Origin of the sequence: Fibrobacter sp. UWR2 (genome assembly GCF_002210285.1) — a bacterium.
Lineage (GTDB): Bacteria > Fibrobacterota > Fibrobacteria > Fibrobacterales > Fibrobacteraceae > Fibrobacter.
Window position 1 is genome coordinate 42,860 of sequence record NZ_MWQE01000003.1, and the last position, 21,312, is coordinate 64,171.

General features: G+C 53.2%; 18 protein-coding genes. 17 read left to right on the plus strand and 1 reads right to left on the minus strand.

Annotation, left to right across the window (positions count from 1 at the left end; genetic code table 11):
* Nucleotides 1-2: 2 nt before the first annotated feature.
* The 13 genes from B7994_RS06090 to B7994_RS06150 all read left to right on the plus strand — a co-directional run bounded on the left by B7994_RS06090 (nucleotide 3) and on the right by B7994_RS06150 (nucleotide 14,433).
* Nucleotides 3-1,760 (plus strand): glycosyltransferase family 39 protein, encoded by a 1,758-nt coding sequence (locus B7994_RS06090; RefSeq protein WP_088637590.1) that lies wholly within the window; start codon nucleotides 3-5, stop codon nucleotides 1,758-1,760.
* Nucleotides 1,761-1,849: 89 nt separating this feature from the next.
* On the plus strand, nucleotides 1,850-2,542 hold the full coding sequence (locus B7994_RS06095; RefSeq protein ID WP_233143080.1) for a tetratricopeptide repeat protein: 693 nt from the start codon (nucleotides 1,850-1,852) through the stop codon (nucleotides 2,540-2,542).
* A complete protein-coding gene (locus B7994_RS06100) occupies nucleotides 2,542-3,207 on the plus strand; it encodes a hypothetical protein (RefSeq protein ID WP_088637591.1) in 666 nt (221 codons plus the stop codon). The genes B7994_RS06095 and B7994_RS06100 overlap by 1 nt, the downstream gene beginning before the upstream one ends.
* Before the next feature lie 68 nt (nucleotides 3,208-3,275).
* Nucleotides 3,276-4,337, plus strand: coding sequence for a hypothetical protein (locus tag B7994_RS06105; RefSeq protein WP_233143082.1), 1,062 nt, complete (start codon nucleotides 3,276-3,278; stop codon nucleotides 4,335-4,337).
* 23 nt (nucleotides 4,338-4,360) lie between these two features.
* The gene (locus B7994_RS06110) at nucleotides 4,361-6,166 is read left to right on the plus strand and encodes an AAA family ATPase (RefSeq protein WP_158213091.1); all 1,806 of its coding nucleotides are present in this window, start codon (nucleotides 4,361-4,363) and stop codon (nucleotides 6,164-6,166) included.
* Between the two features lie 22 nt (nucleotides 6,167-6,188).
* Complete coding sequence (locus B7994_RS06115; protein WP_088637593.1) at nucleotides 6,189-7,574, plus strand: DNA methylase; 1,386 nt, start codon at nucleotides 6,189-6,191, stop codon at nucleotides 7,572-7,574.
* Entirely contained in the window at nucleotides 7,567-7,788 is a 222-nt protein-coding gene (locus B7994_RS06120; RefSeq protein WP_088637594.1) for a hypothetical protein, read from the plus strand. The genes B7994_RS06115 and B7994_RS06120 overlap by 8 nt, the downstream gene beginning before the upstream one ends.
* Before the next feature lie 138 nt (nucleotides 7,789-7,926).
* Nucleotides 7,927-9,135: a cytosine permease gene (locus tag B7994_RS06125; protein ID WP_088637595.1), complete on the plus strand. Its 1,209-nt coding sequence runs from the start codon at nucleotides 7,927-7,929 to the stop codon at nucleotides 9,133-9,135.
* A 23-nt stretch (nucleotides 9,136-9,158) separates the two neighbouring features.
* The gene (locus B7994_RS06130; protein WP_088637596.1) at nucleotides 9,159-9,989 is read left to right on the plus strand and encodes a pyridoxamine kinase; all 831 of its coding nucleotides are present in this window, start codon (nucleotides 9,159-9,161) and stop codon (nucleotides 9,987-9,989) included.
* A 9-nt stretch (nucleotides 9,990-9,998) separates the two neighbouring features.
* Nucleotides 9,999-10,658: a TatD family nuclease-associated radical SAM protein gene (locus tag B7994_RS06135; protein WP_088637597.1), complete on the plus strand. Its 660-nt coding sequence runs from the start codon at nucleotides 9,999-10,001 to the stop codon at nucleotides 10,656-10,658.
* A 26-nt stretch (nucleotides 10,659-10,684) separates the two neighbouring features.
* Nucleotides 10,685-11,341 (plus strand): fibrobacter succinogenes major paralogous domain-containing protein, encoded by a 657-nt coding sequence (locus B7994_RS06140; RefSeq protein ID WP_158213092.1) that lies wholly within the window; start codon nucleotides 10,685-10,687, stop codon nucleotides 11,339-11,341.
* A 109-nt stretch (nucleotides 11,342-11,450) separates the two neighbouring features.
* A complete protein-coding gene (locus tag B7994_RS06145; protein WP_144063773.1) occupies nucleotides 11,451-12,398 on the plus strand; it encodes a hypothetical protein in 948 nt (315 codons plus the stop codon).
* 67 nt (nucleotides 12,399-12,465) lie between these two features.
* On the plus strand, nucleotides 12,466-14,433 hold the full coding sequence (locus tag B7994_RS06150) for a GTP-binding protein (protein WP_088637600.1): 1,968 nt from the start codon (nucleotides 12,466-12,468) through the stop codon (nucleotides 14,431-14,433).
* On the opposite strand, the gene B7994_RS06155 is transcribed toward B7994_RS06150, so the two are convergent.
* Nucleotides 14,420-15,409 carry a GSCFA domain-containing protein gene (locus tag B7994_RS06155; RefSeq protein WP_088637601.1) on the minus strand — a complete coding sequence of 330 codons (990 nt, stop codon included), beginning with the start codon at nucleotides 15,407-15,409 and terminating at the stop codon, nucleotides 14,420-14,422. The two genes, B7994_RS06150 and B7994_RS06155, sit on opposite strands and share 14 nt — an antisense overlap.
* A gap of 208 nt (nucleotides 15,410-15,617) precedes the next feature.
* Here B7994_RS06155 and B7994_RS06160 point away from each other — a divergent pair, with 208 nt between their 5' ends.
* From B7994_RS06160 to B7994_RS06175, 4 genes are all read left to right on the plus strand, one after another.
* Nucleotides 15,618-16,451 carry a TIGR02147 family protein gene (locus B7994_RS06160; protein ID WP_088637602.1) on the plus strand — a complete coding sequence of 278 codons (834 nt, stop codon included), beginning with the start codon at nucleotides 15,618-15,620 and terminating at the stop codon, nucleotides 16,449-16,451.
* 9 nt (nucleotides 16,452-16,460) lie between these two features.
* Nucleotides 16,461-18,218, plus strand: a complete 1,758-nt coding sequence (locus B7994_RS06165) for an FISUMP domain-containing protein (RefSeq protein ID WP_088637603.1) — start codon at nucleotides 16,461-16,463, stop codon at nucleotides 18,216-18,218.
* Between the two features lie 280 nt (nucleotides 18,219-18,498).
* On the plus strand, nucleotides 18,499-19,329 hold the full coding sequence (locus B7994_RS06170) for a TIGR02147 family protein (RefSeq protein WP_088637604.1): 831 nt from the start codon (nucleotides 18,499-18,501) through the stop codon (nucleotides 19,327-19,329).
* Between the two features lie 9 nt (nucleotides 19,330-19,338).
* A complete protein-coding gene (locus B7994_RS06175) occupies nucleotides 19,339-21,219 on the plus strand; it encodes an FISUMP domain-containing protein (protein WP_088637605.1) in 1,881 nt (626 codons plus the stop codon).
* Nucleotides 21,220-21,312 lie beyond the last annotated feature (93 nt).

Here is a 21,312-nt window from a genome sequence, read left to right on the forward strand (position 1 = left end):
AGATGAAGAAGTTGAGAAAGTTAATCCGTATTCCGGAACTGTATTTGGGCATACTCCTGGTCGTTTTCGGCCTCCTTGCGGCCTCCGATAACGTCGTGGGGAAGAATATTACGATTACCAAGGGTGGGGAGACAAGGCAGACCGCCTTCCCGATAATGGAAAAGATGGCGAAGGGGGAGAACTTCCTGGTCGCGTTCGATGTCCGTGCGGCGGATGGCGATTACGACCTGCACATTATTCCCGATGACTGCGTGCGCCAGATTGTCGTGAACGGCGTGGAAGTCCCGCTCGGCGGGATCGATGGCCTCTGCAACTATTCGAACGGATTTTTCCTGAGACACGAACTCTTTGACGGTACCGGCAGGGACCATTTCGAACTGGACCTTAGGAACACGGGCGGTCCGGGCGGCCTGAATGTCGAGATAAGCCATCCGCTTGTCAGTTCCAATTCTGCGTACAGCGTGATTTTCTGGGTTGTGTTCTGCGGGCTTTGCTTCTGCATCCTGCGCAGACTCCGCGTTCCGGCGGTACCCCTGGTTATACTGATTTGCGGTATCGCCCTGCGAATCGCCTTTACGGAATCGCTCCCGTCGCCGAGCAAGTTCGGACACGATGTGGACGGGCATGTCGCCTACGTGCAGTATATCGTGGAGAAAGGGTCGATTCCCGATGCCGACGACTGCTGGACATGCTACCATCCGCCGGTCTACTTCGCGAGTGTCTCCCCGGCATGGAGATTCGCGGGCCTGCTCAACATGACGGGCGATGAGGCGCTCCAGATGGTGAGCCTGTTCTTCTCGTTCATCATACTGATTATGGGATTCTTCGTGCTGCAGAAATGGCTGTGCGGGACTCCCCTGAATATTGCCACGCTGCTGTGGACCTTCTGGCCGGTGATGATTATCTCGTGCTCGCGAATCGGGAACGACCAGCTCTTCTATGTATTCCATATCGTGTGCCTCTGGGGCAGCGTGAAGTATGTGAAGGAACGCGACGGCAGGAGCCTGCTGGTGGCCGCGGTGGCGAGCCTGCTTGCCATCTGGACAAAGAGCACGGGCGCGATTTCTGTGGGCGTGTGCATGCTTGCTCTCCTGTTCGGGTATTTCGGGCCGGTTGGCTGGCTCAGGCTCAAGAAGACGGAACTTGCGGCGATTGCCGTGATGGTTCTGACTGTCGGCGGTTACCTTGTCCATACGCTCATGAGTGATGGCGGCCTGGTCGGGAACGCCAATTCCCTTAACCACGGGCTTACCGTCGGCAAGAACATCGTGAATTTCCTTTATATCGACTGGCAGCAGATGATCGGTCATCCGTTTACGAATGCCTGGGACGACGAACTTGGACGGCAGTACTTCCTGAATTACCTGATGAAGACTTCGCTTTTCGGTGAGTTCGTGCTGTTCAAGCAGGGTGCCGGAGTCACGTTCGCGCAGGCGACGAATGTGTCTTTCTTTGTGCTGCTTGCATACGCAATCCGCGGTTTCTGGGTAAAGAAGGTCTCGCGCACGAGCCTGCTGTTCACGGCTCAGATTGTGGCGTTTGTGCTCGCGGTCGCTTTCCTCCGCTTCAAGTACCCGTATTCGTGCAGCAACGACTTCCGCTTTATCGAACCCGTGCTCCTGTCGGTTATCCCGTTCATGACTATGGGCATTTCCGCTCCCGGTTCTTCGACAAAATCCAGGGTCCTGGGCATCACGGCAGCCGTCGTTTTCGCCGTTAGTTCGGTGGTGACGATGTTCTTTGTGATGGGTAGTTTCTAGAAAACCAATTTTGTATATTCTATACTCAGTTCAGAGATTTGGATATGCGATTATTTGTATTACTAGTATGTGTATTGTCGGCGGCCCTATTGGCGCGCCCGATTAATGACGGCAACAAACTGTTTGCCAAGGGCGACTATGCCGGCGCCCTGGAAAAGTATATGAAGGCCCGCGAGGCCGAACCCGCTAACCCGCTCCTGTTCTACAACATCGGTACGTGCCAGTACAGGCTCGGCAACTACGACGAAGCCAAGAAGGAACTCGAGAGCGCCGTGCGCATGCCGGATAAGAAGATGGCCGCGAAGGCCGCCTACAACCTCGCGAATACGCATTTCCGTATGGGCGAGAAGGCCGCCGAAGGCAGCGAACGCATTGCCGCGTGGCGCGAGTCGGTTGCTTACTTGAAGAAGGCCATCGACCTCGACAACAATTTCGAGAATGCGAAGAAGAACGTGGAAATTGTCCAGCGCAAGCTGAAGGAAGAACTCGACAAGCAGAAAGAGAACAAGGACCAGAATCAGGATCAGGACAACAACCAGAAACAGCCGCCGCTTTCCGAGAAGGCGAAGGAAGTCCTGGCGCGTGCACTCCAGCTTTGCAAGGACGGCAAGTACGCCGAGGCGAAGGAGATGCTCGAGAACCTGATTGCCGAGGACGAGACTGCGGGCCAGCTCAGCGGCCACGTGCAGCGTATCGATGACGTCATCGAGATCAAGGCGGGCCGCAAGCCCAAGGCGAAGATTGACGCTAGCAACACCGACAACGACCTGGAGGTAATCTGATGAAAAAGATGATGCCTATAGTCGCGGTGCTTTCTCTTGCTGCCGCAGCGTTTGCCGCCCCGAAGAGTGCGAGCGCCTACTACAGCGATGCCGCCTTCCAGTATATCGAAAACCGTTTGCCCTCTGCCGAGATTACTTGCAACGAAGGCCTGCAATACTACCCGAACGACCAGAAGCTGCAAATGCTCCTTGACCGTATTAAAGAGGCCAAGGACGAACAGAAGAACGAGAACAAGAAGAACGACAAGAACCAGGATAACAACCAGGACCAGAATCAGGATCAGAACCAAGATCAGAATCAGGACCAAAATAAGGACCAGCAGAACCAGGACCAGAACGGCGATGGCAATTCCAGCGGGTCCGAGAGTTCTTCGAGCCAGGGCGATGACCAGAATCAAGACCAGCAGGGCGGCGGCCAGTCCAGCAGCAGCCAGGGCGGTGAAAGTTCCGACAGCAATGGCGGGCAGCAGCCCGAGCCGCAACAGCCTGAAGAGAATTCCAGCGAAAGCAATGGTGGCGAAGACGAGCAGGAACAGCCCGTGCAGATGGGCGAGATGAGCCCCGAAGAGGCGGCCCAGCTCCTGAAGGATTTCGACGAACAGAACGGTGAACGCAAGCCGTGGAAACCCGTCCGCGGCCAGGCCAGACCTGCAAAAGACTGGTAAGGTCAACCGAAATCGACCTCAGTATGTCATCCCCGACCTGGTCGGGGATCTTTTTTATATTGTATTACATGAGACTTTATGTCCTTGTTTTTTTATGTGCGCTTTTGACTGCGGCGTTTGTCGCCTGCGGTGACGATTCCAGTTCCGGTACGGATGCCTCAGTTACGGAAAGTTCATCGGAGCAGGCTCTGTCGAGTTCCGCGCTGTCGCCTGAACGTTCGTCTTCGAGTGTCGCACCGGTATCGAGTTCCGCCGAGGTCGAGTCGTCGAGTTCGGAGACGCCGGCATCGAGCGATACTCCCGAATCCAGTTCCGGCGACGTTTCCAGTTCCAGCGAAACGGGGCCCGAATCTAGCAGCAGCGAAACTGCTCCGGAATCTTCCGAAGATGACGGCGACGATGGCAAGTGCACCGACTGCGATAGCTATACGGCAGCCGACCCGGAACTCACTGAAAACGGCGGCAAGGGTTCCGTGACTACCTACGGGAGCATTACCGCAAAAGAAACGAGCCTCGGTGGTGCCTGCAACTATGGACAAACGAATATCCAGTATTACGCGGCTATCCATGTGAATGTTTCTTCGGGTGATGACAAGGGCCCGTGGGATGGCGGTGCGGCCTGCGGTGGCTGCGTTCGCGTGAAGGCGAAGACTCCCGATGGCTGGAAGCGTGTGACGGTACGCATTACCGACCGCTGTCCCGACGCGAATTGCGGTGTCGACCTGGGCGGAGCTCCTGCTGCCGATATCATGGGCGACCGCGTGGGCCGTTACTATGGCGAATGGGAGTTCGTGAGTTGCGAAGGCGTCGATGGCGTGTGGGGCGATTCTACGTCGCTCTGGGTCAAGGAAGGCGCAAGCACTTTCTGGAGCATTGTCCAGGTGCGTAACCCGAAGGACATGGTCAAGTCCATCACGATTTACGGGGTCGATACGAACGATTTTTATGAACTTGAAATGGTCGTCGGCACAGAAAACTTCTGGACGGTTCCGCAGGGAGTCTTGCAGACGGACAACCGCTACCGCGTCGTGGTGAAGTATCGCACCGGCAACGACGACGAATGGCATATCAAGGGCTCCGAACTCGCTGTACCCGAGGCGAACCTGTATCTGTACGAACATCGGGAATAGGTTTTTATACATTTGGAAAAGATATGCCGAGAAAGAAGACTAACCGCGCGATGCTTTCGGGACTAACCGCCGCCATGATGATTGTCATGTTGGTCGGCTCGATGGCAATCATCAAGCTTACCGCCGTTTTGGGCCCTACATCGTATTTCCTCTTTATCGCGCTTTTCCTTGTTGTCGTACTCATCGGATTTCACATATGGACCCGCTTCCGCTCGAACGAGACGGCGCAGCAGGTTGCCGACCTGATGAAAGAGGCGCTGACTTCTCCGCTGGAACATTCCCTGGCGGGCGATACGCAGTATGCCGTCGCCGTGAGGCAGGATGGCACGATAAACCCGAAACTCACGAAGTACATGACGAGGTTCGCACCGACGGTGAATGCCATCTCGACATTCTTCAAGGACTTCATCCACTACGATGGTGTGGCCGAAATCCTGCGCAAGCATTTTGAATTGGGCGAGGGCAACGACACGTTCCAGGAACTTTCGACCATTTTCCTTTCGGATGTCGTCTACCTTTCTGAAAAACTCGGGCACGAGATGAGCCTCGACGAGTTCGAGTCGTGCGGTTTTGTTTCGCTGCTGTTGCGCCTGCGTACGAATGCTCCGGCTTCTACGGACTGGAACCGCCTTGTACTCCAGTCGTTTGTCGATAAGGAAATCGAGATGGGTCCCTTGGTCCAGAGTCTAGAGATGAACCATGCTCAGCTCGAATCTACGGGTGAACTTTTCTTGTTTGCTGCCATCTTCGGAGGATACTCTCCGGATGCGGTGCGTAAGTACATGCGTCTCATGTACGACTATTCTGCGGCGCTCGCGAACATCGACGGTGCGCTCACTCCCGACGAGGTGCAATGGTTGCAGTATTTGGAACGCTATATCGGGAACAACCGCTCGGCTGCGCGCCGTACGGGGTTCGTGAAGTGCTCTACGCGCACGGTGAACTACAAGAATACTCCTCTGAAGGAGGCTGTCGCCCGGAACATGCGTCCCAGGAAAGAGGATCATGTCCCGAATGGCGAGGCGGTGAAAAAGCTTGATTCGCTTATTGGACTTTCGACGGTGAAGAAGGAAGTTGTCACGTTCTACAACTTCATCCGCGTACAGAATGAACGCAAGAAGAAGGGCCTTTCTGTCCCTCCGACTTCGTACCACTTGGTATTTTCCGGGAATCCCGGAACGGGCAAGACGACGATTGCGCGTATCATGGCCGAGATTTTCAAGGACCTGGGCGTGCTCGCGAAGGGCCACCTGGTCGAGGCGACGCGCGCGGATCTGGTTGCCGGTTACATGGGGCAGACCGCCATCAAGACGAATAAGGTAATCGACGAGGCCCTGGACGGCGTATTGTTTATCGACGAGGCCTATACGCTTGCAAGGAGCGCCGAGAACGACTACGGTCAAGAAGCGATAGATACGCTCCTGAAGCGCATGGAAGACGACCGCGAGAGACTGGTGGTCATCATCGCCGGTTACACCGAGGAAATCAAGCGCTTCGTGAACTCGAACCCGGGTCTCTCTTCGCGATTCAACAGGTATATTAACTTCCCCGATTACACAGAAGACGAACTTGCGCAGATCTTCAGGTCGTTCCTTTCGAAATACGATTACAAGATGGGCGAAGCTGCCTCTGCCACCATGAAGCGCTGTATTGCCGATGCGGTGCGTGAGAAGGACAGCCGGTTCGGCAACGGACGCTTTGTACGCAACCTGTTCGAGAAGGTTATCGAGAAGCAGGCGAATCGCCTTGCCGCCTCGCCGGACTTGAGCAGGGCCGATGTGAGCTACCTTACTGTGCAGGATTTCGAACAGGTTATTCCACGGCATTAGCCCTGAGAATTCAAGGACGCGTATGGCCCGCACGTATGCTGCCATAGACCTCAAGTCTTTTTTCGCCTCGGTGGAATGTATCCTCCGGGGCCTGGATCCGCTGAAGGCGAAGCTCGTGGTGGCCGACGAAAGCCGCACCGAGAAGACGATTTGCCTTGCGGTGACGCCTGCGCTCAAGGCCTACGGGATTCCGGGACGTGCCCGCCTTTTCGAGGTGAACCAGAAGGTGCGCGAGGTGGAACGCCGTACGGGCGAGAAGGTCGAATTCCTGATTGCCAAGCCGCAGATGGCGAAGTACGTGGAGTATTCCACGAAGGTTTACAACGTTTATCTGAAGTACGTGAGCGCCGAGGATATCCATGCCTATTCCATCGACGAGTGCTTCTTGGATTTGACGCGTTACCTTAAGTTGTACAAAAAATCGGCAAGGGAACTGGTAAAGACGATTATCCAGGATGTTTTTACGACTACGGGGATTACGGCGACGGGCGGAATCGGCACGAACCTTTACCTGTGCAAGATTGCGATGGATATCATGGCGAAGCATGTGGATGCCGACGAAGATGGCGTGCGCATCGCGGAACTTGACGAGATGAGCTACCGCAGGCAGCTGTGGTCGCACCAGCCGATAACGAGTTTTTGGCAGGTGGGGCGCGGGATTGCGGCGCGCTTGGAAAAGTGCTACTTGAATGGTGGGCGTGGAATCCGCACGATGGGCGACCTTGCGCGCGCCAGTGTCAAAAGTCCCGAAGCGTTGTACAAGATGTTCGGCGTGAATGCGGAGATTTTGATTGACCATGCCTGGGGTTACGAGCCCTGCACGATTGCCGACATCAAGAAGGCGAAGCCGCGCAGCCAGAGTACGGGCGAGGGCCAGGTTCTGCAGGATCCGTACAGCTTCGAGAAGGCACGCCTTGTGGTACGCGAGATGGTAGATACCGTCTCGATGACGCTGGTATCGCATGACCTGGTGACGAATGCGTTGGTGCTTACGGTGGGTTATGACCGCGAGAACGTGGATAAGGGAATTTACCATGGCGAGACCGTGGTGGATTTTTATGGACGGACAATTCCGAAGCCTGCTCACGGGACAGCGAACATCGGCTACTATACGAGTTCGCAGGCTGTGATGGCGGAAGCCGTGATGAAACTTTTTGACCGCATCGTGAACCCGGAACTGACGGTGCGCCGCCTGAACCTGGTGGCGGCGGACATCGTGGACGCGAGTTACGAGCAGTACGACCTGTTTACCGATGTGCAGAAACAGCAGCGCGAAAAGAAACGCCTGAAGGCCGAACTCCTTATCAAGAAACGTTTTGGCAAGAATGCCATCGTGAAGGGCATGGACTTGCAGGAGGGGGCAACTACCATCGAGCGTAACGGGCAAATCGGAGGTCACCGTGCGTGACGACTACAGGGACATCATCGACTTGCCGTACCCGCGGAATGACTGGAACTTCCTCATGAAACATCCGCGCATGAGCGTGGCGGACCGTGCAAAGATTTTCCATCCGTTCGCTGCGTTGCGCGGACATGCGGAGGCGCTTGATGCGACCGCGGAACGCAAGCAGGATGCGGTCGAGAACGAGTTTACTCTTGACGATCAGGATTTTGGCGCGTGATTTTGCAAATGACGAAAATGTACTGTTATAGGCAGAATCTATAACCCTGTATAAGAAAGTAGTATTGTTGCTGGCCTTGTAATGCAGGGACCGCATTTCTATTTTTGCGCCGTCTTTAGAACCTCATGGAGGTGCATCATGGAAAAACGTACAGGTCTCTTTTCGAATGGAATTATCTGGTTCGGTGTCGCCATCTCGGTTTCCGAAATCGAGGCGGGTATCGAAATCGGTGCGGCGTCTGCGCCGGGATCTCTCTGGCTTCCGCTAATCCTCGGGCACGTGCTGGGTGGCATCTTGCTGTTCTTCGTGGGTCTTATCGGTGCCCGCGTCCGCGTGAACGCGATGGAGACTACGGCTTCTTCGTTTGGCAAGTACGGCTCTAAGTTCTTTGCCGCGCTGAACGTTTTCCAGCTGCTCGCGTGGGTGGCCGTGCTGAATGCGCAGGGCGCTTCAGCACTAGCGGGCCTGAGCCTGCCCATCTCCTTCCCGATTACTTGCGTGATTCTCGCCGTGCTGATTGCCATCTGGGTTTTTGTGGGGCTCAGGCGCTCCGCGACCGTGACCACGGTCGTGATGGCCGCCCTCGCCATATTGCTTGCCGTACTTACAGTTAAGTTGTTCGGTGTCGGTGCATCTGGCGCGCTTACTGCAGGGGCTGCAACTTCTGCCGCACTGCTCGGTTTCTGGAACATCTTCGAGATTTCCATCGCCATGCCCATCTCCTGGCTCCCGGTGATTTCGGACTACACGAAGGACGTTGAAAATCCGGTGAAGGCAACGGCGGTTTCTGCGGCGGCCTACACGTTCGCGAGCCTCTGGATGTACATTCTCGGTATCGAGATTGCTGGCATTGGCGCCGGCAACAACATCGCGCAGGCCATCCTCCTTGCAGGCCTCGGGATTCCGGGCATTATCATCGTGGTGCTCTCTACCGTCACGACGAACTTCCTTGCGGCAAATTCTGCAGGCGAATCCTCGAAGGCGATTTACGGCAAAATCAACCCGAAGGTTGCGGGCGTCGTCGTAGCCCTTTTGAGTGCGGCTCTCGCTATCTCGGGAATCATGGACCACTACATTAGTTTCCTGTACTTGATTGCCTCGGTATTTGCGCCCATGGCTGCTGTATTGCTCGTCTCGTTCTACTTCGGGAAGGGTGATGCGGATACACGCAGCGGATCTTTCGGATTCTGGCTCTGGAACCTTTTCTCTTGGCTTGCAGGCTTTATTGTGTATCAGGTGGCCGCGCACCAGGAATCCGTTTTCTTCGGGCCCACGCTCCTTGCCGTTATCGTGTCTGTTGCTTTTGCTTATGGCCGTGTGCTCGTCTTGTCGAGCCGCAACTCGTAATTAATTTCTAGATTTAGACTGCTATGCCACAGAAGAAGATTGCGCTTATCAACGACATTACCGGATTCGGCCGCTGCTCGGTCGCCGTCATGGCACCCGTCATCTCGGCCATGAAAATCCAGGCGGTCGCGGTGCCTACGGCAATACTTTCCACGCATACGCAGTTCCCCAAGTATTTCTTTGACGATTACACACCCAAGATGCGCGACTACATCCAGACGTACAAAGATCTGGACATGAGTTTCGACGCCATCGCCACGGGGTTCCTCGGCTCCGAAGAACAGGTGGACATCGTTATCGACTTTATCAAGACGTTCAAGAAAAATGGCGTGTTCACGCTGGTCGACCCGGTGATGGGCGACTACGGCAGGCTCTATACCACCTATACGCCGGAACTTTGCGAAAAGATGCGCGCGCTCGTGCATTACGCCGACCTCTTGACGCCGAACCTCACCGAACTCTGCTCGCTCACAGGTTGCGACTACCGCGACGGGAATCTCTCCCTCTCCGAAATCGAGAACATGTGCAAGACGCTTGCTGGACAGGGGCCCAAGCACATTGTGGTTACGGGAATCCATTACAGCAAAACGCAGATTATGAATTACGTTTATAGCAAGGATGAGGAAGCGAAAATCGTGATGGCCGACCGCATCGGTGGCGACCGCAGCGGAACGGGCGATGTGATTAGCGCGGTAATCGCCGGCATGTACCTGAACGGCCACGACTTCTACGAGTCGGTAAAGAAGGCCGCCGAATTCGCATCCAAGTGCATCCGCTACTGCGAAGACAACAACGTTCCCGATCACTGGGGCCTGAGCGTCGAAATGTACCTTCGCGACCTCATCGAAGACTAAGGGGGCCTAATGATAGTTTATACTGTAACTGGGACCGTCGGGCAGGCGGGCTATTTGGATATCGCCAACAGTGGCGACATTACCGGCAAGAACATCTACGTGAACATGACGAACCGTTGCCCGTGCAACTGCGTTTTTTGCCTGCGCCAGACGAAGAAGATGATGGAAGGCAATACGCTTTGGCTCAAGGGCGGTGACCCGAGTGTCGACCAGGTGATGGAAATTTTTGACGCGTACGACCTCAACGTCATCAACGAACTGATTTTCTGCGGATACGGCGAACCGCTTGAACGCCTTTACGACGTGTGCAGCGTGATTGACAAGCTCAAGGCGAAGTACCCGAACTTGAAGGTGCGCCTCAACACGAACGGCCTTGCGAACCTGATTCACGGCAAGGATATCACGCCCGAACTCGAAGGCCGCTTCGATACCGTCTCGATTTCGTTGAATGCCCCTGACGCCGAGGAATTTTTGGCGCTCACGCGTTCCAAGTTCGGCATCAAGTCTTACGATGCGCTCAAGGAATTCGCCGTGCTTGCGAAGGCTCATGTGAAGAACGTGGTCATGACTGTCGTCGAGAAGGTGATGCCCGAAGAAAAAATCGAAATCTGTCGCAAGCTGTGCGAAGAACTCGGAGTCACGTTACGAGTGCGTCCGTTTGAATCTTAAATGTTAACCTGGCGCGGAGAATGACGATGCTGCGTTTGATTGTGATGTGCTTGGCGGTGGCGCTTGCCTGCACGAACTCGTTTGCGGCGAAGTCCGGCGCAAAATCTAAACCGGCGAAGGCTTCGCCCGCAAAAACTAAGTCCGCCAAGTCCAAAAATCTCGAGTTCAAGGACCCGCGTGATAAGCAGACTTACCGCCTTGTGAAAATCGGGGAGCGCACCTGGTTCGGCGACAACCTGAATTTCAAGTCCGAAGGTAGCTATTGCCTCGATGACGACGAGAACAACTGCATGGCCTATGGCCGCCTTTATTCGTGGGATGCCGCCCGCAGTGCATGCCCCTCCGGTTTCCGCCTGCCGAAGCACGAAGATTTCGAGAACCTCTGGAATGCCGCCGGTGCCGACTACAATGCGGGCTACCTGCTCAAGACGACTTACGGCTGGAAGGGCGATACCAACGGCAACGATACGCTTAAGTTTGGTGCCATGCCTGCCGGCAACCGTTTCGACGACGCCACCTATGGCAATCTCGCCAAATTCGCCTTCTTCTGGAGCGCCGATGACGCGCTGGAAGATATCGGGCAGGGTGAAGCCCGCGTGTGGTACCTGACGAACAAGTCGATGGCCTTCGGTTATACCTCGAAGGCGAAAAATTTCGGATTTTCGGTACGCTGCGTGAAGTAGGGCTGACGGGAGGGGGCAGTTGCTGTTTTTTACAACGTTTTTTTGCGGCGGACAACCGCTTTAGTCCGTTAATTTCTATTTTGTGCCTCAAATATTATAAGGAGATTTTATGAAAAATAAACTTTTAATCCTCGGTATCAGCCTTTTGATGTTCTCCGCTTGCGAAGTGACAGTGACTGATACGACTTCCGATAATGGTGGAGCAAACAGAGTCGAAAGTGATTTCCATGTCGGCGATGTCCAGAAGACTCGTCACCTTCCGACTGAATACTACATCAAGGACGTGATGGCATACACTTGGAACAGCTCTTCGGAACAGGCTAAGGTCTATTCTTCTGTTTGTGAAGAACAAAACTTCAAGTTGGTCTGGAAGCCCGACTATGAGTTCAAATATACGCTCACATTCTACGATTATTATGAACGCGATTCTGTTTACATGTACGTGAATAGCCTCGGTATCGAGATGTTCTACGATGCCGATCCGGATCTTCCGTATCCGGCCGGCTTGCTCTACCAGGCTGACCAGGCTGATAAGTACAGCATCAACGGCTTTGTTGTTGGTGAAAATACCTACACCAATGTCGGCTTCATCAATACGGACTGCCTTGTCGACGACCTCGACTTTGCCGACGAGATCCTCAACTTCCTCGAAATCAACGAAAGGGATCGTGTTACCTACGGCTGCAACTCTGTCAATGCTGCCGGTGTCAATATCACCCTCGTCTCCAACCAGCCCACGTCTGTTTCGTACAATCTCTCCTACGAAGGCATCAAGTGCGACGTGACCGAAAAACTCCGCTTCGCCTACTACGAAGACGATTGCAAGGCCGCCTATGACGACTTCACGATTGATGCCGAAAAGGATCCGGCCCTCACGTTTAAGATGGAAGACTACAGCTATGCCCTCAGCACGAGCGACATTGCATGTATCGACGACCTTATGGACGAATTCTACATGAATGCTCCGCTTTACAAGAGCCAGAGCGTAAAGAAAAAGAAGACCGGCAGGGATATGGCCAAGCTCCTCGCCAGCATGTCCAAGAAGATCCGCAAGTAATTTCGGACGACAACGTTTAAAAGGGAATTCCTCAAAAGGGAATTCCTTTTTTGTTAGATTTGAGGGTATGCCGCAATCTGTCCGCAACATAGCGATTCTCGCGCACGTCGATGCCGGAAAGACGACCCTTTCCGAACGCATCTTGTTTGCGGCGGGCGAAGTCCGCAGGCCGGGGAAGGTCGAAGAGGGCCTCGCCACGATGGACTATATGCCCGAAGAAAAGGAACGTGGCATTACGATTGAAAGCGGTGTCGCGCATTTCGAGTGGAAGAACACCTGGTTCAACTTTATCGATACGCCGGGGCACGTGGATTTCGGTGCCGAAGTGGATATGGCGCTTACGGCGGTTGAGGGCGCAGTGCTTGTGGTGAGTGCAGCAAGCGGTGTCGAGACGCAGACGATTGCGGCCTACAAGAAGCTCCGCGAAGCGGGTGTGCGTACCATCCTGTATGTGAACAAGCTCGACAATCCCGACTATTCGCTCGACGAGACCCTCATCAACATAGAAGAGGTCCTGGGCGTGCGTCCGGTGCTGATGACGCTCCCTGAATACCAGGATGGGCGCATGACGGGCGTGCTCGATGTGCTGAGCCAGAGCAGGCTCGTGCATTCGGAATCGGGAGCCGAAGAAATTGACGACGTCTGGAACGTAGAAGACGGCTGGGACAATTCCCGCGAACTCAAGAAGCATTATGCCGAGGCTGTTGAATTTGCGAGCAGTTTTGATGACGAGATTTTGCAGCTGGCGATGGAAGGCAAAAAGGTCCCGCCGAAGATGCTTTTGCGCGGGCTGCGCAAACTGGTGAAGAGTGACGATTATGCGCTTTGCTATGCGGGATCCGCGATGGAAGGCTACGGCGTGCGCAGCCTGATTACAGCGCTCACGTTCTTCTTGCCCGAACCGCCCCAGTTTGCGGAAGGTGAACTTGGCCAGGTGATACGCCTGCGGCATTTCAAGGGCGTGGGCGAAATCTCGCTTTTCCGTAGCCATACCGACATGGAACGCAAGGCTTGGCCTGCGGGTTTCGAGTTCTCGCGTCTCAAGGCGAACCTGTTGCAACCTGTCGACGAAATCCGTTCGGGTGACATCTACGCGATGCGTACTCCGTTCGAGACGGAACTCGGCCAGGTGATTTATACGGATGGAACTTCGCCGTCGTTGCAGGCCGAAGAGTCGCCCAGCGACAATGCCCAACCGTCTATTCGCAATAATTACAAGCCTTTGCTGCAGACCCGCGTGGAATGCATCGGTGCCGAAGACTACGCGCATGTCGAAAAGAGCCTGAATACGCTTTCCCGCATGGACCCGTCATTCCGTGTGCAGCACGACCTGGATGGCGGTTTCTGGTACCTGCATACCGTAGGGGAGGTGCAGCTGGATGTGCTGCTCGCGCGCCTCAAGCGCGAATTCGGGTGCGAAGTGCGGGCCGGCAGCCCTGAGGTGCGCTGGCAAGAACGCCTTTGCCATGCGGTAGGGCCCGTCGAGAATACCTTCCAGCTTGGCCCTCATAAGATTTCAATTAAGTTGTCTGCAACGCCGCTCGAAGGCGATGCGCACGACATCCGGCTTTCTGCCGAATTCCTCGAGACGGCTCCGCGCGAAATCCTCGCGGGCGTGCGTTCCGCCCTCCTGGAATCTACCGAGGTAGGTGTCCTGGGTAAGGGCGCGCTTGTCGGCGTTTGCTTCGAAGTCCATGAATTCACGTGGACCGAAGGGGCGCTACCCCCCATGATCAAGAAGGCGTGTAGCGATGCCGTTATCAAGCTCGTGAAGCCTGCAGATGTACAACTGCACGAACCCGTCATGGAACTTTCGGTGGAATGCCCCGTGAATTTTGCGGGCCTCGTGACGGGCGATATCCAGTCCCGCGATGGCAAGGTTAAAGAAATCGCGGGCGACGGCAAGACGCACTTCCTGAAGGCGGATGTCCCCCTGCGCAAGATATTCGGCTACGCGACGGGTGTGCGTAGCATCAGCAAGGGTACCGCGCTTTATAGCATGAAACTACTGGGATACCGCCCTACGGCAGTTTAAGGTCCAGTCCGGGAATTTGTGATTCCAGGACACTTGCCTCGCTGTGGATCTTCTGCAAAAAATTTTCTGCTGCAGGGGAGCCCATATCCACAATCCGGTGGCCTGCCATCTTCATAAACTTTTCAACGCGCGCGATGTTTCCGCGGGTCTTTTCGTTGCAGTAGGTATCGACCATGCGCTCGAAGATGTATTCCTCTGCGGTCTTGGACAGGTGAACCATGTCGCTATCGTAGAAGCGGTAGTCGCGCAGTTCGTCCATCACGATTTCGTAACTCGGGAAGTATGTTGCCGGAATTACGGCGGTCCCAAACCCGCGTTTTACGATTTCGTTCACGGCGAGTTGCAGAGTCGCCTTGGATAGCGTGTTGTTGTGCGCCCCGTCGGCCATGTGCCTAAGCGGCGATACGGTAAACACGATGCGGATGTCGGTGCGGATTTTTTGCAGATCGCGCTCGATCTCCCGAAGCGCCCGTGCCGCTTCCTCGACCGTAATCATCCTGCGTTCAAAAAGTGCGGGATTTTGCCGGTGGCAGTTTGCGACTACGCGGCCATCCTTGAGGAAGTACACGAACGATGTCCCGAGCGTAATGAATGCGGTGTCGGCCTGCTGCAAAAAAGTTCTCGCGCTATCTGCGGCAGCGTTCAGTTTCGAGATACATTCCTCGCGCGTTGCGGCCGAGAGCGAACTGTGCGCATCCCAGCTGTGCCAGGGCCCGCGGGCATCTTGTTCCGTTCGCGCATCCTGAAAGACGTCTCCCTCCCCGAAAACTTTCCCGTCGGCAATCGCCCTGATTTGCCCTGCGATAGATACCGGGTTGTACACCGTCCCGAACGGGTTCGCGAGAACATTGAACTTGCGCGCGCTAAACTGCGCCGATATGTTGTCTGCAAAACACGACCCGAAAAATGCGATGCGGCTCGTGTAGTCGATCCTGAAGTCGGCCGCGGAGGTGTCTACCCTGGTGAAAAGTTCCATGCCATAAATATAGGTAATGGAGTTCCCTTGGCGGATTATTTGTTCTTGTGTTGCTGAAAATGACAACTTTTTTATGATTTTTATTATAATTGCTGAAATTTTAATAAAAACGATATTTTTGTATTGTAAAATAAGTTGACTTTTGCAGGATAAGAGGTATATTTAGAGCGTAACCCACCCAGAAACAGGGAATCGGTTAGGAGGAAAAATGAAAGATATCTTTGAATACACGGGCTACCGTCAGTACATCGCGGATTTTTACGCCGAAAGGAAAGTGAAATCCGCATTTACCTGGCGCGAGTTTGCGAGGATGGCGGGGTTCTCCTCGTCGGTCCATTTGAAATACGTAAGTGAGGGGAGATTCAACCTGGGAGAAGAAGCCGTAGAGCGCGTGGCCAAGGCCATGGGGCTTGACGGGAACCGGCTGGAGTATTTCCGCGCGATGGTAGAGTTCGACCATGCTATTACGGACAACATAAAGAAGGAAATCTTTGACAGGATGCTCTCCATTGCAAAGCAGAGCAATGCCAAGGTTATCGAGGGCGACGCGTTCCGCTATTTCGACAGCTGGAGGAATCCGGTGCTTCGCGAACTTGCTCCCGCTATGCCCGGGGCAAAACCGCTTGCTCTGGCAAAAGCATGCCGCCCGAAGGTCACTGCCGCCGAAGTCAGTGAATCTCTGAATTTTTTGGTCAAGGCAAACCTGCTCAAGAAAGATGCCGCCGGCAATTACAAACAGTCCGATAAGATTGTGACGGCTGGGCCGATGGCGGCAGCGTCCGTCGCTGTCCGCGGGCTGCACCGCCAGATGGGTGAAATCGCGCTTGACGCCATTGAGGGCGTGCCGCAAAATGAACGTCATTTTTCGGGCGTGACCTTGGGTATCACCCGCAGCGCTTACGACGAGATTGTCGCAGTGATTAATGATTGCCGCAAGAAAATTATTGAGATCGCTACTCGGGATGACGCGACAGACGAGGTGTATCGCCTGAACATGCAGTTTTTCCCGATGACGAACAAGAAAGGTTTTAAAAAAGGGTAGGAGGAAATCATGAATAATGTTAAAATGAGCAGAAAGTTTATCTGCAGTATGGCGATGCCGCTCGCCATGATGTTCGCGGCTTTCCAGACGAGCGCACTTGTGGCGTGTTCCGATGACAAGTCCGTCTCGGGCGGTGCTTCGGAAGAGCCGAGCGTTTACGCCCTGAAAGATATCACGGTAGCGGCGCGGGCTTATTATGCACGCACCCTTGAAAGCGATGGCGGTTCCGGTGAAATTGCGGTGTCTGCTCCGTCGAATCTTTTCCTGTATGGGGGCGAAGCCCGTTTATCGGAACTGGATACGGTAACCTTGGAACCGCTGGACAGTGTGGCCATTACGGCCAATATCTGTACAACAGAACCGGATACCTTGACCGGCGAAGTAACTAATCCCTGTGACGAGGGAACAGCTACCGGATCGTTCAAGTTTAAGGACATCACGTTGAAAAGTCCCGTAGTCCTGATAGAGGCTGTTGCAGGGGAGGTGTCACTCAAGGCGATTGTGGACGTGCGAGATTCGGGTTCTTTTGCTATTGACGCTATGTCGCATTTGGCGTATTACCGAATCGCGAATCTTGTCGCGTCCGGTTCGTCGTTTGCCGCAGCGAAAACGCAGGCTGAATCAGAACTCATGAGTGCCTTTGCATTCGGCGAGTCACCAGCCATACGGCAGGCTGCCTTGAGTGAAGGTGTCCCGTATGATCTTCTGGAAAAAGTTGGAGAAGAGTTTGGCGCGGCGGGTTCGGTTGCAGGATTGTCGGATTCGACAAGGAGAGCGCTTGAAACGTCGATAGAGGGCCTGAATATTTTCACGGTTGTGCAATTTTCTCCTTGGAGCTTTGAAAGGCGCGGTGAGGGCTCTGCCCAGTATTACCAAGAATGCCTGCAGAAGAAAACTTATTATGCGAACCTGCTTGCGTCTGTGTTTGAGCATGGAACATGCTCGGCCGAGAAGGAGGGAACATTTGCCGATATTTCGGGCAATCTGTTTGAACTGATGTGCGCGTCCGGTTCCTGGGATATTGCTCTTCGCGAGAGGAACGGCGCCCGCATCAATCACACGTTCGGAACGATGACGGACGCCCGCGACGGCAAGGTGTACAAGACTGTGACTCTCGATCTGGATGGAATGTCGCAGACATGGATGGCGGAAAACCTGAAGTACGAGGCAGAGGGGTCATTCTGTTTTGATGACGAATGTTTCGAGGGCGTGTCATCGAATAGTTCCATTGGTCGCATGTATTCGTTCGTGTCTATGCTGGATTCTGCGTACTTTAAGGGAGCCTGGGAAGACGAAGATGGCTATGTCGATTACGATAGTGTGAAGTGGGATATGATTGCCGATTCGTTGGATGTCCTGAATTTTAACATGTGCCCCGAAGGTTGGCATGTGGCTCGATACGAAGAATGGGAAACTCTGTTCTCGTACCTGAGGAATAACTTTGGTGCCGAGTTGGGCAAGGAAACAAACTGGTTGATGCAGTCCTTTGGCAATCCGACGGGATTCGGCATGGATATGGTGGCTCGTGTGCGAGGGGCTAATGGTTGGTTCAAGATACAATTCTATCCGATGAAGTACCTGTTCGCTCCGACGTTCTTGCCTGAAAGTGCTCTTAAGCCGGAGGTTAGCATGTCGTGGGCTGGTGTGTTCGGAACGATTGTTAGTTATAGTTATTCGGGGGAACGTCTTGGTAGCCACTCTCATTTTGTAATTGAACATTATTATGGACCGGCAACAACGGGTTTCGTCCGTTGCGTCATGGATTAAACACCTTAAATTGCAAAAATAGGAGGGGAATGCCCTAAAAAGGAGGAATAGGGCTAGGAGGGGAAGGAAGATAGGCTTGCGCCTATCTTCTTTTTTTTGCGCTAAATTCAGTTTTCGAGTTGCTTCGCTTTTTTTTGGAAGTTTACATTGGGAAAATATGATGATTTTTTAGAAATTTATTTAAAAATGGCGAAATTTTAATAAAATCGCTAATTTTACATTGTAGAAAAAAGTGATTTTTCTTATTTCGGAGGTTATATTTAGAATGCTAGGAGGAACAATGAAGGGAATACTTGAATACACGAGCTACCGCCGGTATATTGCCGACTACTACGCCGAAAAAAAGGCCAAGTCGGCTTTCACCTGGCAGGACTTCACAAAGGCGGCAGGATTCACGTCGACTGTCTACCTTAAGTATGTGAGCGACGGATATTTCAACCTGAGCGATGCCGCCACGAAACGCGTGGCCGCGGCCATGAATCTGACGGAATTCGAACAGGAATACTTCTATGAGATGGTCCGGTTTGACCGCGCAAAGACGGATGCCGAGAAAAAGGCAATCTTCAAGAAGATGCTCTCTATCGCGGAATCGCACAAGGCGAAAATTCTGGAAGGGGACTCGTTCCGCTATTTCGACAGCTGGAAAAATCCTGTCATTCGCGAACTTGCTCCCGCTATGCCGGGCGCAAAGCCGCTAGCTCTCGCGCATGCGTGCCGCCCTAAAATTACCGCAGCCGAAGTGAGCGAAACTCTCAACTTTCTTGTCAAGGCGAACCTGCTCCAAAAGGACAAAGACGGGAAATATGCACAGACCGAAATAGGCGTGTCTACGGGTCCCATGGATGCGACTCCGGTAGCGGTTCGCGAAATGCATCGCCAGATGGGTGAATTTGCTCTCGGGGCCATAGAAGGTGTACCGCAAAATGAACGCCATTTTTCGGGCTTGACGCTTGGCGTCACACATGATGCCTACGATGAAATTGTTCAAGAAATTGCAGAATTCCGCAAAAGAATTATTGCGATTGCAACGAGAACGAATGATACGGACGAAGTATATCGTTTGAATGTTCAGTTCTTTCCGATGACAAAAAAGTGTGTAAAAAAGGATTAGGAGGATATCATGAAAATTTCAAAACAAAACACGCTGCTGCATGATTTTGTTGGGCCTGCATTCTGCCTGATGATGACGGTTGTTCCTCTCGTGATCTTCTCGGGTTGTTCTGGAGATGACGGTAAATCGCCGTTGGTGCACGAAGGTGGCTACACTGAAGAAACCGCTTCGCTTGAAAACATCACGGTTGCCGGTCGTGCATTGAACTTGTATGTGAAGGCGCAGGAGGTGGAATCCGACGATGAAGAATCGGTTGCGGTTATCTCGGGATCTGCTTATGCCGAGGGAGCCCGGGTAAAGTTTTTCGGAGTCGATACGGCGACATTTGAAATTTCCGAAGAACCGTTTGCACAGGCGCAATCGGATAATGACGGTAATTTCGAAGTGAAGGATGTTTCTCCCGAGAGCCCGTTCGCTGTTGTCGAGGTTACTGGAAATATTGCTTTGAATGTGAAGAATCCTGGCGGTATGTTGTCGTATTATCCGGACGATTCGCTGGCCGAGACTACTTATAGGACCGTTGTGGATTTGCGCAAGACAAAAGATGTGAAGGTTAATATACTGACGACCTTGGCGACAGGCCGCGTGTTTAACCTCGCAAAATCGGGGCTAACCTTTGCAGAAGCGAAGACCCAGGCTGAAACGGATGTGTTACATGCGCTTGGAATACGCGAAACTTTAGACGCGTTCGACAAGGTGGATTACTCAAAAAAAACGAGTTCCATTTTCCCTGTGTTCATTATGACCAGTTATCTGTTTGAAGGTTCCCTTGCGGCGGTAGACCTTGCGGCTGCCGACATTGCTGAGGATGGCAATTGGAGAGCACTTACTTACGAGCGTTATTTTGACCAGAAACATGCGGAGATGATGTTCCATTTGCTACGTGAGCCGGAATTCCTTGTGCTTTTGGGGCTTGATTCAACGGATACCCTTGTTGCGGAATTGGCAGAAAAGTACTTCTTTAATGTTGTAATAAAGATTGCGTACAGAAAGGGCGATTGCACCGAGAGTCGTCAGGGAGAATCATTTGATCATGGTTATTATGTCTATGTAGTATGTGAAGACGATTATTGGAGGGTTCGTGAAAAGGAATTGCAGAAAAATCTTGGAACGATGACGGACGATCGTGATGGTAAGGAGTACAAGACATTTTCGTTTACATACAAGGATACGACATGGACTTGGTTTGCGGAAAATTTGAATTATGCTGTTGACGGCTCTTGGTGTTACGATGATGACCCGTCCAATTGCGAAACTTACGGGCGCCTGTATTCGATGTGGACAACGTTCAAGGTTCCTAGGGATACGGCGTTTGTTGCGAAGGAATGGGCGTGCTTCTATCCGGCTCCCTCGGAGGCTGGTAATGAGGATGAACTTTGCAAAGGCTATGAAGAAGCGAGAGATCGTGTGTTTGATGCTTTCGATTCGGCGGATGTTCAAGGTGTTTGCCCGGAGGGTTGGCATGTTGCAACTCCGGATGATTGGGCGAATTTGATTGATTACGCGTTTGATGAAATCGGCTATGCCGATGATGTGTCTGCGGCCTTTAAAACAACGACATGGACGGCGGGATCTGATGGAAAAGATGCCTTTGGGTTCAATATGTTGCCGGCTGGCCGTGTCGACCGTCGGGATCTTCCGGAATGGTACTACAGTACAGAATACGTTGACGGCACTAATCCGCAGCATGTAGCAGGAGATTTTGGCTTAGGGGCGTATGGCTGTTTTTCTGCGTGGGGCGACGGTCATAAGTCTCCGTTTAAAATAAGGAGTAAAGAAAATGGCAAGAATCATCTTCCCTATTGTGTAAACCCTGCTGATGAGTATGGAAATGTTACTCAAATTACAGGCTTTGAGTATGGACATTCTGTCCGCTGCGTGAAGGACTGATATGTTGTGATTCTGTTAGGAGGAAAGGGGGAGCCCAAATAGGGGGAGCAGGAAGGCGGGCTTATGCCCGCCTTCTTTTATATTCTAAATTTA

Excerpts from the sequence above, each read along its gene's own strand:
- B7994_RS06090 (WP_088637590.1), top strand. The coding sequence starts at position 3 with ATGAAGAAGTTGAGAAAGTTAATCCGTATTCCGGAACTGTATTTGGGC.
- B7994_RS06100 (WP_088637591.1), top strand. The coding sequence starts at position 2,542 with ATGAAAAAGATGATGCCTATAGTCGCGGTGCTTTCTCTTGCTGCCGCA.
- B7994_RS06105 (WP_233143082.1), top strand. The coding sequence starts at position 3,276 with ATGAGACTTTATGTCCTTGTTTTTTTATGTGCGCTTTTGACTGCGGCG.
- B7994_RS06110 (WP_158213091.1), top strand. The coding sequence starts at position 4,361 with ATGCCGAGAAAGAAGACTAACCGCGCGATGCTTTCGGGACTAACCGCC.
- B7994_RS06115 (WP_088637593.1), top strand. The coding sequence starts at position 6,189 with ATGGCCCGCACGTATGCTGCCATAGACCTCAAGTCTTTTTTCGCCTCG.
- B7994_RS06125 (WP_088637595.1), top strand. The coding sequence starts at position 7,927 with ATGGAAAAACGTACAGGTCTCTTTTCGAATGGAATTATCTGGTTCGGT.
- B7994_RS06130 (WP_088637596.1), top strand. The coding sequence starts at position 9,159 with ATGCCACAGAAGAAGATTGCGCTTATCAACGACATTACCGGATTCGGC.
- B7994_RS06135 (WP_088637597.1), top strand. The coding sequence starts at position 9,999 with ATGATAGTTTATACTGTAACTGGGACCGTCGGGCAGGCGGGCTATTTG.
- B7994_RS06140 (WP_158213092.1), top strand. The coding sequence starts at position 10,685 with ATGCTGCGTTTGATTGTGATGTGCTTGGCGGTGGCGCTTGCCTGCACG.
- B7994_RS06145 (WP_144063773.1), top strand. The coding sequence starts at position 11,451 with ATGAAAAATAAACTTTTAATCCTCGGTATCAGCCTTTTGATGTTCTCC.
- B7994_RS06150 (WP_088637600.1), top strand. The coding sequence starts at position 12,466 with ATGCCGCAATCTGTCCGCAACATAGCGATTCTCGCGCACGTCGATGCC.
- B7994_RS06155 (WP_088637601.1), bottom strand. The coding sequence starts at position 15,409 with ATGGAACTTTTCACCAGGGTAGACACCTCCGCGGCCGACTTCAGGATC.
- B7994_RS06160 (WP_088637602.1), top strand. The coding sequence starts at position 15,618 with ATGAAAGATATCTTTGAATACACGGGCTACCGTCAGTACATCGCGGAT.
- B7994_RS06165 (WP_088637603.1), top strand. The coding sequence starts at position 16,461 with ATGAATAATGTTAAAATGAGCAGAAAGTTTATCTGCAGTATGGCGATG.
- B7994_RS06170 (WP_088637604.1), top strand. The coding sequence starts at position 18,499 with ATGAAGGGAATACTTGAATACACGAGCTACCGCCGGTATATTGCCGAC.
- B7994_RS06175 (WP_088637605.1), top strand. The coding sequence starts at position 19,339 with ATGAAAATTTCAAAACAAAACACGCTGCTGCATGATTTTGTTGGGCCT.